Annotated in this window: 13 protein-coding genes; 10 read left to right on the top strand and 3 right to left on the bottom strand. The window is 40.4% G+C overall.

Annotation, left to right across the window (positions count from 1 at the left end; genetic code table 11):
• Positions 1-58 precede the first annotated feature (58 nt).
• Complete coding sequence (speE, locus tag CXF64_RS01160; protein WP_024608074.1) at positions 59-922, bottom strand: polyamine aminopropyltransferase; 864 nt, start codon at positions 920-922, stop codon at positions 59-61.
• Between the two features lie 198 nt (positions 923-1,120).
• Here speE and speA point away from each other — a divergent pair, with 198 nt between their 5' ends.
• Genes speA through CXF64_RS01140 form a run of 4 tightly spaced genes read left to right on the top strand, consistent with a single transcriptional unit; the run spans position 1,121 to position 6,142 of the window.
• Positions 1,121-3,001, top strand: coding sequence for a biosynthetic arginine decarboxylase (gene speA / locus CXF64_RS01155; RefSeq protein WP_024591379.1), 1,881 nt, complete (start codon positions 1,121-1,123; stop codon positions 2,999-3,001).
• A gap of 60 nt (positions 3,002-3,061) precedes the next feature.
• A complete protein-coding gene (locus CXF64_RS01150) occupies positions 3,062-3,940 on the top strand; it encodes an acyltransferase (protein WP_024591378.1) in 879 nt (292 codons plus the stop codon).
• Positions 3,941-3,965: 25 nt separating this feature from the next.
• Positions 3,966-4,886 carry an acetyltransferase gene (locus tag CXF64_RS01145; protein ID WP_024591377.1) on the top strand — a complete coding sequence of 307 codons (921 nt, stop codon included), beginning with the start codon at positions 3,966-3,968 and terminating at the stop codon, positions 4,884-4,886.
• A complete protein-coding gene (locus CXF64_RS01140; protein ID WP_101163384.1) occupies positions 4,883-6,142 on the top strand; it encodes a mechanosensitive ion channel family protein in 1,260 nt (419 codons plus the stop codon). The genes CXF64_RS01145 and CXF64_RS01140 overlap by 4 nt, the downstream gene beginning before the upstream one ends.
• Here the strand turns inward: CXF64_RS01140 and chrA are convergent.
• Complete coding sequence (gene chrA / locus CXF64_RS01135) at positions 6,099-7,253, bottom strand: chromate efflux transporter (protein WP_101216085.1); 1,155 nt, start codon at positions 7,251-7,253, stop codon at positions 6,099-6,101. The two genes, CXF64_RS01140 and chrA, sit on opposite strands and share 44 nt — an antisense overlap.
• A 190-nt stretch (positions 7,254-7,443) precedes the next feature.
• Here chrA and CXF64_RS01130 point away from each other — a divergent pair, with 190 nt between their 5' ends.
• Positions 7,444-8,076 (top strand): OmpA family protein, encoded by a 633-nt coding sequence (locus tag CXF64_RS01130; RefSeq protein WP_101216084.1) that lies wholly within the window; start codon positions 7,444-7,446, stop codon positions 8,074-8,076.
• Here the strand turns inward: CXF64_RS01130 and CXF64_RS01125 are convergent, their stop codons facing one another.
• Positions 8,077-9,855: an ABC transporter transmembrane domain-containing protein gene (locus CXF64_RS01125; protein WP_101216083.1), complete on the bottom strand. Its 1,779-nt coding sequence runs from the start codon at positions 9,853-9,855 to the stop codon at positions 8,077-8,079.
• A gap of 88 nt (positions 9,856-9,943) precedes the next feature.
• Here CXF64_RS01125 and CXF64_RS01120 point away from each other — a divergent pair, with 88 nt between their 5' ends.
• The 5 genes from CXF64_RS01120 (at position 9,944) to CXF64_RS01100 (ending at position 12,205) form a co-directional block, all read left to right on the top strand.
• Positions 9,944-10,342, top strand: a complete 399-nt coding sequence (locus CXF64_RS01120) for a DUF3224 domain-containing protein (protein ID WP_101216082.1) — start codon at positions 9,944-9,946, stop codon at positions 10,340-10,342.
• A 17-nt stretch (positions 10,343-10,359) separates the two neighbouring features.
• A complete protein-coding gene (locus CXF64_RS01115; RefSeq protein WP_024604488.1) occupies positions 10,360-10,542 on the top strand; it encodes a hypothetical protein in 183 nt (60 codons plus the stop codon).
• On the top strand, positions 10,543-11,160 hold the full coding sequence (locus CXF64_RS01110) for a LysE family translocator (RefSeq protein ID WP_101216081.1): 618 nt from the start codon (positions 10,543-10,545) through the stop codon (positions 11,158-11,160). It begins immediately after the preceding gene.
• A 66-nt stretch (positions 11,161-11,226) separates the two neighbouring features.
• Positions 11,227-11,772 (top strand): PH domain-containing protein, encoded by a 546-nt coding sequence (locus tag CXF64_RS01105; RefSeq protein ID WP_101216080.1) that lies wholly within the window; start codon positions 11,227-11,229, stop codon positions 11,770-11,772.
• Positions 11,773-11,809: 37 nt separating this feature from the next.
• Positions 11,810-12,205 (top strand): DUF1801 domain-containing protein, encoded by a 396-nt coding sequence (locus CXF64_RS01100; protein ID WP_101216079.1) that lies wholly within the window; start codon positions 11,810-11,812, stop codon positions 12,203-12,205.
• Position 12,206 lies beyond the last annotated feature (1 nt).

Raw genomic sequence — 12,206 nt, 5'->3', positions numbered from 1 at the left:
CTAGTTCTAGCGTAATTTTCTTAACGTTAAATAGACCCTATATATAAGCAGATTGGTATTATTTTTTATCGAATGCGCGTTTCATGTAGTTAGGTGTAGCGAGTGCACCATGGTGAATACCGTTGTTATAGTATTCGCTATGCTGTGCAATATTTGCAGCTGCATCTTCTCTAAAACCGTCAAATGCTTGTGATTTACGCGCAAGTGTTACTGACCATAAACCGCTTGGGTAAATTGGTTGTGGGAATGGCAGTGTTTGTAAATCCTTAAAGCCTACGCTTAGCATTGCTTCGCGCATTTCAACTAATAATGGCATGTGCATAAGTGGCGATTCACTTTGTTGTACTAAAATACCACCTGGGCGCAGTGCATCTAAACAGCTTGTGTAAAACGCATGGTTAAATAAACCCTCACCTGGACCTACCGGATCTGTGCCATCAACAATCACTACGTCGATAGATTCGCCAGCGGCTTCGCGCATGTATTTAATACCGTCGTCAAACATAACAGTTGCACGGGCGTCGTTATTAGATTCACAAAGCTCTGGGAAGTATTTTAACGACATTTGCGTTACTACTTCGTCGATATCTATTTGCGTTACAGTTTCTACGCCTGGGTGTTTTAATACTTCGCGTAAAGTACCGCAGTCGCCGCCGCCAATAATAACGACGTTTTTAGGGTTTGGATGCGCTAAAAGTGCAGGGTGGCTGATCATCTCATGATAAAAGAAGTTTTCGCGGGTTGTTACCATAGTACACCCGTCGATGATCATTAAATTACCAAAGTCTGTGGTTTCAAACATTTCTACCTTTTGAAAAGGAGACTGTTTTTCATCTAACTTTTTATTAATACGTAATGAAAATGCGCTGCCATCGCGGTCGCTAATTTCAGTAAACCACTTACTTTGATCTAAATTTGCCATAGTTACTATTACACTTTTTAGGTTGAGTATGAAAAAGGGGCAATTCTGCCAGTGCTTGGCGTTTTGCTCAATGACATTTTAACTGATTTGACGAATAAAGTTAGTTAGGAGTGAGTGAAAGTTCAATTTTTGTTAGCCTAGTGGATAGTGACGTATTAAAATGCGCCTTTATACCTAATTGACTAAAGAAGAGTTGCCATGACCTGGGGTTTAGAAACAGCACGCGCCACTTATAACGTTGCTCATTGGAGTGATGGTTATTTTGATATTAACGCACAAGGCGAACTGGTGGCTTACCCAGATGGCGACCAAACAAAACCGGCCATTTCTTTAACGCAATTAACTGAGCAGTTTAAGCAACAAGGTTTAACGTTGCCGGTTTTAGTACGCTTTACTGATATTTTAAAAAATCGTGTAGACACACTTACTAACGCGTTTACGCAGGCGCGAGCAAATCGCGAATATAACGGAAAATACACCTGTGTTTACCCAATTAAAGTAAATCAGCAACGTTCTGTAGTAAGTAAACTATTAGCGCATCCAAGCGGGCTTGTTGGCCTAGAAGCAGGCTCAAAGCCAGAACTTATGGCTATTTTGGGGGTAGCAAAAGAGCCAATCACAATAGTGTGTAACGGCTATAAAGACAGTGAGTTTTTACGCCTAGCGTGTATTGGTCAAGCAATGGGCCACAGCGTAAAAATTGTGGTAGAAAAGCTTTCAGAACTGACCACACTACTTGAAGAAATAGACAACCTAGGCATTGAACCGGCTATTGGTATTCGCATTCGCCTAAACTCAGTAGGCAAAGGCAAGTGGCAAAACACGGGCGGCGAAAAAGGCAAGTTTGGTTTAACAGCAGGCCAAGTACTAAGTGCTGTTGAAGTGCTTAAAAAGCATAATAAGCTGCACTTAATGCAAATGGTGCATTTTCATATTGGTTCTCAAATTGCCAACATTCGTGATATTCACCGTGCTTTACGTGAATGTGCACGCCACTTTGCTGAGCTTACACAATTAAACGTACCGTTAAATACAGTTGATGTGGGCGGCGGTTTGGGCGTTGATTACGAAGGCTCTGGCTCACGTAGTGCGTGTTCAATGAACTACACCGTAGAAGAGTACGCGCGTAACGTAGTGAATGCATTTGCAGAAGTGTGCGATCAGCATAACCTTACGCATCCGGCCATTATCACCGAGTCGGGGCGTGCTTTAACTGCTCACCATGCGGTATTAATTACCGATGTAATTGACGTAGAAAAAGCGCCTAATCATTTAAATCCAGAGCCACCGCTTGAAAATAGCGCATTAGTGCTTGATGAAATGTGGCAGTGTTTACAGCGTTTAAACCCGCGTATGGCATTAGAGATTTATCACGACGCTATGCACTTATTTAGCGAAGCGCACGATCAGTACGTGCATGGCTTAGTAAGCATGCTAGAGTGGGCGAAAATAGAGCAGCTTTACTTTACTATTTTACATCGTGTACGTGCATCGCTTAGTAATAATGCGCGCGCGCACCGTGAAGTACTCGACGATTTAAACGAAAAGCTTGCAGATAAACTCTTTGTTAACTTTTCATTATTTCAGTCGTTGCCTGATGTATGGGGTATTCAGCAGTTGTTTCCTGTTATGCCAATCGAAAACTTAACTCAGCCACTGACTCAGCGCGCGATTATTCAAGATATTACCTGCGATTCTGACGGGCAGATTCGTGAATACGTTGAAGGCGCTGGTATCGAAACCAGCCTACCAATACCAGAATATAAGCATGGCGAGCAATACCACATCGCTATGTTTATGGTAGGCGCGTATCAAGAGATTTTAGGTGATTTACATAACCTATTTGGTGACACTGATTCGGTGCACGTAGAGCTTAACGACGAAGGTTATGTGTTAACCAATGCTATAAAAGGTGATAGCGTTAAGGATGTATTAAAGTTTGTTGACTATGATAGCGCCATTTTAGCTGACAACTTTGCGTACCAAGTTAATAAACTTGATGTATCGACGCAGTGTAAAGAAGGTTATTTAGCTGAGCTTAATGCAGGCCTTGAAGGCTATACCTATTTTGAAGATTAATTTGTAAGCAACTGAAAGCGCAGTATTAGTGGCTGCGCAATGTTTAAAGGAATGGAAGTAATGTCAGTTATTCGCAGTGTATTTAGTATTATTTTTTACACAATAAACACACTTTTTTGGTTTGTGCCTATTTTTGTTTGTGGGCTTATAAAGCTTATCCCTATTAAGCCTCTACAAAAGCTTATGAGCTGGGCAGCTAAGCAATTTGCAACTATTTGGGTTACCTTTAATAGCTTAAATCAAGCGTTATTCACGCCAACTAAACTTAATGTAACTGGCCTTGAAGACCTTAAACTAAAAGATTGGTATCTAGTAATTGCAAATCACCAAAGCTGGGTCGATATTTTAGTATTACAGCGTGTGTTTAATCGTAAAATTCCATTTTTAAACTTCTTTTTGAAAAAAGAGCTTATTTACGTGCCTATTTTAGGTTTGTGTTGGTGGGCGCTTGATTTTCCGTTTATGACTCGCACGAGTAAAAGCCAATTAAAAAAGAATCCAAAGCTGCGTGGCAAAGATTTAGAAACCACACGTAAAGCCTGCGAAAAATTTAAAGAGATGCCAGTAAGTGTGGTTAACTTTGTAGAAGGCACTCGTTTTACTACGCAAAAGCATGAGCGCCAGAATAGCCCGTTCCCACATTTATTAAAACCAAAAGCGGGCGGTATTGCTTTTGTAATGCAAGCAATGGGCGAGCAAATTACTAAAGTGGTTAACGTCACCATTCAGTACCCAGATGGTATTCCTACTTTTATGGATTTTGCTGGTGGTAAGGTAAAAAATATCAACGTACACGTGGAAGTAAGGCCAGTAAGCGCAGAGCTTATTGGTGACTACACAGGTGATTCTGAATTTAGAGTTCGCTTTCAAAGCGAGTTAAACCGCTTATGGGAAAACAAAGAGCAAACACTGCAATCGCTCGAAAAAACCCATAAGTAAAAGGTAAAAATATGAGCTTACAGTTATGCTAAAAAAGTGGTTACCAAATTGGCTTAACGGCTTAATTGTAGGCTGCGTATTGTTTTCTAACATGATACTTTTTGGCTCGCTAGTATTTGTACTGGGCCTTATTAAGTTATTACTGCCTTTGCCTGTGGTTAACTCTATATTACACAGCGCTTACCGAGGTTGGTGTAACGGCAACCGTTTAGGGCTTTGGTTAGGTTGCCCTAATATTGTGGTTGATATAAGTGGCGACTTAAACTCAAAAAGTTGGTATTTACTTATTTGTAACCACGCGAGTTGGTTAGATATAACTGTACTTAGCTCATTACATGCATTGCCTGCCCCTAAGTTCTTTTTAAAAGATGGGTTAAAATACATGCCTTTTATTGGCACTGGTGCGTGGGCTATGGGTATGCCGTTTATGAAGCGGGTAAGCAAAGCGCAACTAGCTAAAAATCCAAAGTTGAAAGGGTTGGATGTAGAGCGCACAAAGCGTAGCTGTCGTAATTTTCGTCATCATCCTACTACCATCATTAATTTTGTTGAAGGTACACGCTATACGCCAGCCAAACATAATCTGCAACAAAGTCCTTTTAAGCATTTATTAAAGCCCAAAGCGGGTGGCATTGCTTTTGCGCTTGAAGTATTAGCCGATCAATTTGATGCCATGCTTAATACAAGTTTAGTATATAGCGGTAAGACAGATCACGTTTGTCGTAACTTGCTAAAAGGTGAGCTAGATTCTATTTATGTTTCAATAGACGTAACGCCTATTAATGACAATATGCAGGGCAGCTATCAAAGCGATGACGTATTTAAAGTTAATTTTCAACATTATGTGAATGAGCTATGGGTTGCTAAAGATCAGCAGCTTGCCGACATTTATGCTCAACAAGATTTACCTGAACCACAAATCAGTAAGGAAATTGAAACACTATGACCAACACCCATCTTCAGGAATTAATTGCTCCTTGGTTTGAAAAAGTACCCGACGCGGATTTTCTTAGCTCAATTACCGCAGTCTCAATAGGGATATTTTCTTTATTAATTGTTTACTTATTTACTCGTAGATTAATGTTACCTGGCATTCAAAAAATAGTGACGAGGCTTTCTCCTGAGCGAATTGGTGCGCTTTCTCCTATGCTTAATAAGCTAAATAAACGTATTGCCGGAATGCTGTGCTGCGTATTGTTTTTAGCTACGTTTGATAGCGTATACCCAGTTAATGAAATTGCAGGAGAAATACTAAAAACGATAGGACAAGCTTTGCTTATTATTTATGCTGGTTTTATTTTTAGCAGTATTGTGAGCATTGCGGGTACTATTTATAACCAGTTAGAGTTTGCCCGCGAGGTCCCTATTCAGGGCTTAATTCAGGTTGTTAAGCTAATAACCTTTATTGTGTGTGCAATTTTAATTGTGAGCATTTTTCTTGAGAAGTCACCTACTTATATTCTCTCTGGCTTTGGTGCTATTGCTGCTGTTACGTTATTAGTATTTAAAGACACTATTTTAGGCTTTGTAGCCAGTATTCAAATAGCAGCAAATCGCCTAGTAACCTATGGTGATTGGATTCAAGTAGAAAATTACGGCGCCGATGGCGAAGTAATTGATTTGGGTTTAAACACTGTAAAGGTACGTAACTGGGATAACACCATAACAACTATTCCAACTTATATGCTGGTAGCGGGTTCATTTAAAAACTGGCGCGGGATGCAAGAGTCGGGCGGTAGACGTATTAAACGCTCACTCAATATTGATATGCACAGTATTTGTTTAGTGGGTGATGAGTTTAGAAAACAAATTGATGCGGCTATTCCGCTGCACGACTATATTCGAGTGACGACATTACCTGCTCAGGTTTCTAATTTAGGGCTATTTCGTCGCTATGCTGAAGGCTATTTAAAACAGCACAGTAAAATTAATACGTCGCTTACGTTAATGGTACGAGAGCTACAACCACTAAACCATGGTTTACCTATTGAGTTTTATTGCTTTAGTGAAGACAAACGCTGGATTTCGTACGAGCATTTACAAGCCGAAATAATGGACCATTTGCTTGCGGTATTACCCGTGTTTGGGCTTAGAGCATATCAAAGTGTAAGTGGACAATTAAGCCCACCTAACGAGCAACAAACAGATAAGCCAACATTTAGAGTGATGGCAAATAGTGTTGTAAAAGACCCACAGCAATAAATAAAGCTAAGAGCCACCAAATAGGTGGCTTTTTAAATCGCAGCCATGCAAATGTAATTATTACTAACGCAACTTGCCAAAGGTTATGCACCGCTGATGTCCAAATTGGCGAATACAGTGCAGCCGCTAAAAAACCTACTACCGCGGCATTAAGCGCCGCTATTGAGCTTGCAAAACGTGGCTTACTTGCCAAGTTAATCCAGCTCTTTTGAAACGCGAGTATAAGTAAAAAACCAGGCATAAATATAAGCAGTGTAGCTATAAGAGCACCCACTAATGGTTGTTCTGTAGTAAGTTGTGCGCCTAAGTAAGTAGCAATAGTAAACATAGGCCCAGGCACTGCTTGTGCACTCGCGTAAGCACTTAAAAACTGATCATCACTCAATGCTGGCACACCAGCTTGAAGTACCGGCAGTACTACGTGTCCGCCACCAAAAACCATTGCACCTGCTTGGTAAAAAGGGGCAAACAAAGCAAACTCATGCCCTAGTGGAATAAAGCTAACACCAAGTAAGAGCGCAAATAATCCCAGTGCAATCCAATTAATATTACTTTTTGTACTGCCAACATTTTCTGTGGCTGTACCCAGTTTTAATAAAGGCCATATAGCACCTACTGTTGCAGCGGTTATTAAAATAGCGATTTGAGTTCCCATCATTGGAAATAACACCAAAGCAAGTGTACTCATTACCGCAAGTAACTTAAGCGCAGCACTTGTACAAAAGCTTTTAGCCATACTAAGTGTTGCATCAGCAACTATAACAACGGCAAATAACTTTAAGCCTGCAATAATGGCAAAGTAAACAGCGTCAAACTGATGAGCACTCACCGCAAGTAGCACCATTATTAAAAACGAAGGCAGAGTAAAACCTACAAAAGCAGCTATACCACCCAGTACTCCAGCACGCTCAACACCAATAGCAAAACTAACTTGGCTAGAGCCTGGCCCAGGCAGTGCTTGGCTTAAACTAATAAGTTGTGCGTAACGCGTGTTAGTTAACCAATTTAACGAGTCTACAAAGTGGCGTTTAAAATAACCTAAATGCGCAGCAGGGCCGCCAAAGCTCATACACCCTAGTAAAAAAAACTGTCTAAAAATAGCAATTAACATTGCGCCAATATCCTTTGTAAAATTCATTAAATTGTCACAGCGTAGTATGACATTTTTATTAAAATGGCACATTAGTTTGAGGTCTGTTTAACAATCAAGCAAGATGCGTTGCTTTTAACACTCTCTTCATAGTTTGTTCATACATGTATTTGCATACTCTTGCTAAATTCTTAATGAATAGGGTATCACCATGACTTTAACTAAATCACTTTTAAGCGTAACCGTAATAGCTGTATTACTTTCTGGTTGTGAAATGAATAACACAGGTAAAGGAGCCGCTATAGGCGCCGCAGCCGGAGGTGTATTAGGTAAGGCTACGGGAAATCATAAAGATAAACGTATTTTTATTGGTGCAGCTATTGGTGCACTGGCGGGCGCTGCTGTTGGCGACTACATGGATAAGCAAGAAGAAGCATTTCGTGATGAGTTAGCGGGTTCAGGTGTTGAAGTAGTGCGTGAAGGCGATAACTTACGTTTAGTAATGCCATCAAACATTACGTTTGCGACTGCTCAGTCTTATATTTCATCAGGCTTTAACGATACGTTAGATGCGATTGCTAAAGTAATGAACAAGTACGAAAAAACCTACCTTAGTGTGCAAGGGCATACTGACAGTACGGGTAAAGATAGCTTCAACATGAACCTATCGCGTGAACGCGCACAAAGTGTGAAAGACTACTTAGTGAACCAACAAATTATGGCTACACGTGTTAGCACTATGGGCTATGGCGAAACACGCCCAATTGCAACTAATGATAGTGCAAATGGCCGTGCTCAAAACCGTCGCGTAGAAATTCAGATAGTGCCAAATACCGAAGAATAATTAGTCTTTATTGAACTGTAATTCACACAGTTTTTGATACAACGGGTTACTTGCTAACAACTCTTGGTGAGTACCCGTTGCTATGATTTCCCCATTTTCCATTACTACAATTACATCTGCATGTTTTACCGTTGCCAGCCTATGGGCAATAATTAACGTTGTTCTGTTTTGCATTAAATGCTCAAGTGCAGCTTGTACATGGTGTTCGCTTTGCGCATCCAGCGCGCTGGTGGCTTCATCCAGAAGAAGTATTTCAGGGTCTTTTAATATGGCACGTGCAAGCACAATACGCTGCTTTTGCCCACCCGATAACCTCACACCCTGCTCACCTAAAAAGCTGTTATAACCTTGCGGTAACTGTTTGATAAATTCATCGGCATGCGCATACTTTGCTGCGGCATATACTTGCTCATCGGTTGCACTTGGGTTGCCGTAGCGGATGTTATGCATTACGTCGGAGCTAAATAAAATAGGGTTTTGCGCTACCATGCCCATTTTATTACGCAGAGTATTAAGCGATAAATCTTTAATGTTTACATCTTTAAACTTAATAGCTCCGCTAGCCGGATCGTAAAAACGTTGTAGCAATTCAAATAACGTTGTTTTACCTGCGCCAGAAGGGCCAACAATTGCCACGGTTTGGCCTTGATTTATATTTAGGCTTATTTTATTAAGCGCGCTTACGTCTGGGCGAGAGGGATAGTTAAAGCTTATATTCTCAAGCGTAATAGCAGGGCTGTTACTATTTTTTAGTAAGTTACTATCTTGTGGATTTAGTGGGTTTTCTATCTCACTTTTAACAGCAAGTAACTCAAGTAATCTTGCAGCTGCGCCTGCTGCGCGTTGTAGTTCGCCATATACTTCAGCAACGGTTGCCACCGACATTGCCACCATAATAGCGTAAAACACAAAGGCTCCTAGCTCACCTCCAGTCATGGTACCTGCTAATACGTCGCTGCCACCTACCCATAGCATTGCGCTAATAGCGCTAAAAGTTAAAAATATTACCGCTGCAATTAAAAACGAGCGTTGTTTAATGCGGCTTTTAGCCACATTAAAGGCTTTTTCGGTTTCAAGTGCAAAAGCGTGCTGCTCTTGTGCTTCGTGGCTATAGCTTTGCACTACTTTAATATTTTGTATGATTTCTCCGGCATAGGTACTTATGTCGGCAATGGCATCTTGGCTAGAGCTTGCTAGTTTACGTACCTTGCGACCAAATATCATCATAGGAACAAGTACCAGCGGTACACAGGCTACAACCACTAAAGTAAGTTTTAAATTAGTAAACAACAGCATAGCTAAGCCACCAATCAACATAAGTACACTGCGCAGTGCCATAGAAAATGATGAGCCGATAATTGATTGCAGTAATGTGGTGTCGGTGGTTAAACGCGACATAAGTTCGCCACTGCGGTTTTCTTCAAAGTAGCTAGGGTGTAGCGTTACAATGCGATTAAACACTGCTTTTCTAATATCGTTACTTACCCGTTCGCCAATCCACGACATTAAATAAAAACGGCTAAAGGTACCGATCGCTAATAAGCTGATTAAGCCAATGAGTACCAGTACAGCTTGTTGTAATTGATCTTTGGAGCCTGCAATAAACCCATGATCAATAACAAACTTAACCCCCTGACCTAGTGATAAGTTAACACCCGCAGTGACCAATAGCGCGGCTAGCGCAGCTACTACCATCCATTTGTAAGGTTTTATAAAAGCAAAAACAGGTAATAAGCTGCTAAAAGCTGCTTTTTCGGATGCAGAGGTGTTTTTTGACATAGTGGATTCTTTTTAAAGGTTAAGGTATAGATATGGCATCATCGGATTAAAAATCAATAGTATTAAATATCATCAATAAGGAATTGTTATGACAACAAAAATAATAAGCGGTGAATTTACAGTGGCTTTAGCGCCTATTGAAGGTTATGCCAAAGGGCAGCAAGGTATTAACTTAGGACGTATGTCGATCGATAAAACATTTAAAGGTGACTTAAATGCTACAAGCCAAGGCGAGATGCTTAGCGCAATGACGCCAACCCAAGGCAGTGCGGGTTACGTGGCAATAGAGCAAGTGATAGGTGAGCTTGAAGGTAAGCAGGGCAGTTTTGTACTGCAACACTTTGGCACTATGGATAAAGGACAAGACAGTCTTATTTTAAATGTTATTCCTGATTCAGGCACCTATGAGCTAAAAGGGTTAACTGGCAGTATGAAAATACGAATTGAGCAAGGGATTCACCACTACGATTTTGAATACACTTTATAAGATACACAAGGATTAAAATGCAAAAAGTAATCGAATTTAGAAAGACCCGTTTTTTGGGTGGGGTAGATATAGTCGCACTGAATGACCGCATACAGGAATTAAACCAAGATGGCTGGAAAGTAATAAACGCAGTGCCCTTGGCAGGTTTTTATGGGCAAGTGCACGGTTATACATTACTTATTGAAACTGACGAGCTTTAAATGACATTTACAGTATGGTTAAGCCTAGCGGCTATTTGTATGATGGGCGCAATGTCGCCAGGACCAAGTTTAGCGGTGGTTTTAAAGCACTCACTTAACGGTAGTATGAAAAACGGTATGCTTGCCGCGCTCAGTCATGGTACTGGCGTTGGCTTGTATGCCGGTGCATCGTTATTAGGGTTAGGCGCTTTAATGACGCAGTTTCCAACTGTTTATCAAATACTAGTTTACTTAGGTGCGGCCTATTTGGCGTATTTAGGTATAAAAATATTGCTAGCAAAACCAAGTAATGACGAACTTGAAGTACAAAAAAGTGAGGTAAGTGCAGCTAAAGCATTACAAGATGGTTTTGCCATTGCCTTTTTGAACCCCAAGCTCGCTATTTTCTTTTTAGCCTTGTTCTCGCAGTTTATAGACCCGCAAAATCTCACTTTAAGCATTGGCATTATTATGTGCTTAACCGTGTTTGTAATTGATACAGGTTGGTATTTACTAGTTGCAGTACTTACTGAGGTTTCAAAAAATCGCTTTGGTTTTACTAAGCAGAACCCGTGGCTTGATAAAATACTGGGTGTTGTGTTTATTGCCCTTGCTATAAAAGTCGTTATTAGTTTGTAAGATTGAGTAGAGGTTATTGAAGCTTGCAGAGTGTATTTTTAGTTATATAGATAAAGGATTAAAACAATGACAAAACATATTTTAAAAAGTGCATCTTTCGACCCGAAAGTGCAGCAATACTGGATGCTAATGGCCGCTTTTTTTAGTGTACTAGCGCTGGTGACTATTCCGTTGTTACCTATTGTTTTAGCGATTGTATGGCTGGTGGGCGGACGAATACTCGCAGCTATGTCGGCTGACTTATTACCACAAAAACTAGTTGTTAAACGTGGCATATTATTTAAAGAAGAAAAATCGATTCCGCTTGAAAAAATAACAGATGTAGGGTTAAGCCAAGGCCCACTAATGCGCCTTTTTGGGTTATATCGTTTAAGCTTTGAAACGGCAGGGCAGTCAGGAAGTGGCGCTTTAGTGTCTTTGCTTGGTGTAGTTAATGCGAGTGAGTTTAGAGAGGCGATACTTGAGCAAAAAGATGTATTGGCTAATCAAGGTAAAACGTCGCAGCAGGCAACAGAGCAAAGTGAGAAAGAGCTACTGAGAGCACTTACTTATAGTGTTAAAAATATTGAGCAGATGCTACTTGTTTTAGTTGATGAAAGGCAGCAAAAGTAACCTGTTTTAAACTTGTAATACTTATAAGGATGTTTTTATGAATACGGATATAAAAAATATATTTAATAATCATCCTGAGGCAGCTAAAAGTACGCTTATACAATTACGAGAGCTAATTTATACCGTAGCACAAGAGCAAAACTTAGGAGCTGTTGAAGAGTTTTTAAAGTGGGGAGAGCCAAGTTATAACACAATAAATGGCAGCCCCATTCGCGTAGGCTTAAAGGGCTCATCGTGTTATTTGTTTTTTCATTGCCAATCAAAGCTAGTAAGCACATTTAGAGAGTTGTACTCTCATAATCTTACCTTTGAAGGAAATAGAGCAATAGTGTTAAATAGTGAAAAGCCATTACCAGAACACCCAGTTAAAGAGTGTATTAAATTAGCACTGACTTATCACAGCGTTAAACACCTACCTTTGTTAGGCGCATAAT

Origin of the sequence: Pseudoalteromonas sp. GutCa3 (assembly GCF_002836155.1) — a bacterium.
Classification (GTDB): Bacteria; Pseudomonadota; Gammaproteobacteria; order Enterobacterales; family Alteromonadaceae; genus Pseudoalteromonas; species Pseudoalteromonas arctica.
Note: the sequence above shows the minus strand (reverse complement) of the source record. Positions and strands in the feature narration are given on the sequence as shown.

What these genes read in the sequence shown, in the direction of transcription:
- CXF64_RS01130 (WP_101216084.1), top strand. Translation starts at nt 7,444, where the DNA reads ATGACTTTAACTAAATCACTTTTAAGCGTAACCGTAATAGCTGTATTA.
- CXF64_RS01100 (WP_101216079.1), top strand. Translation starts at nt 11,810, where the DNA reads ATGAATACGGATATAAAAAATATATTTAATAATCATCCTGAGGCAGCT.
- CXF64_RS01140 (WP_101163384.1), top strand. Translation starts at nt 4,883, where the DNA reads ATGACCAACACCCATCTTCAGGAATTAATTGCTCCTTGGTTTGAAAAA.
- CXF64_RS01120 (WP_101216082.1), top strand. Translation starts at nt 9,944, where the DNA reads ATGACAACAAAAATAATAAGCGGTGAATTTACAGTGGCTTTAGCGCCT.
- CXF64_RS01150 (WP_024591378.1), top strand. Translation starts at nt 3,062, where the DNA reads ATGTCAGTTATTCGCAGTGTATTTAGTATTATTTTTTACACAATAAAC.
- CXF64_RS01115 (WP_024604488.1), top strand. Translation starts at nt 10,360, where the DNA reads ATGCAAAAAGTAATCGAATTTAGAAAGACCCGTTTTTTGGGTGGGGTA.
- CXF64_RS01145 (WP_024591377.1), top strand. Translation starts at nt 3,966, where the DNA reads ATGCTAAAAAAGTGGTTACCAAATTGGCTTAACGGCTTAATTGTAGGC.
- CXF64_RS01125 (WP_101216083.1), bottom strand. Translation starts at nt 9,855, where the DNA reads ATGTCAAAAAACACCTCTGCATCCGAAAAAGCAGCTTTTAGCAGCTTA.
- speE (WP_024608074.1), bottom strand. Translation starts at nt 922, where the DNA reads ATGGCAAATTTAGATCAAAGTAAGTGGTTTACTGAAATTAGCGACCGC.
- chrA (WP_101216085.1), bottom strand. Translation starts at nt 7,253, where the DNA reads ATGTTAATTGCTATTTTTAGACAGTTTTTTTTACTAGGGTGTATGAGC.
- CXF64_RS01105 (WP_101216080.1), top strand. Translation starts at nt 11,227, where the DNA reads ATGACAAAACATATTTTAAAAAGTGCATCTTTCGACCCGAAAGTGCAG.
- speA (WP_024591379.1), top strand. Translation starts at nt 1,121, where the DNA reads ATGACCTGGGGTTTAGAAACAGCACGCGCCACTTATAACGTTGCTCAT.
- CXF64_RS01110 (WP_101216081.1), top strand. Translation starts at nt 10,543, where the DNA reads ATGACATTTACAGTATGGTTAAGCCTAGCGGCTATTTGTATGATGGGC.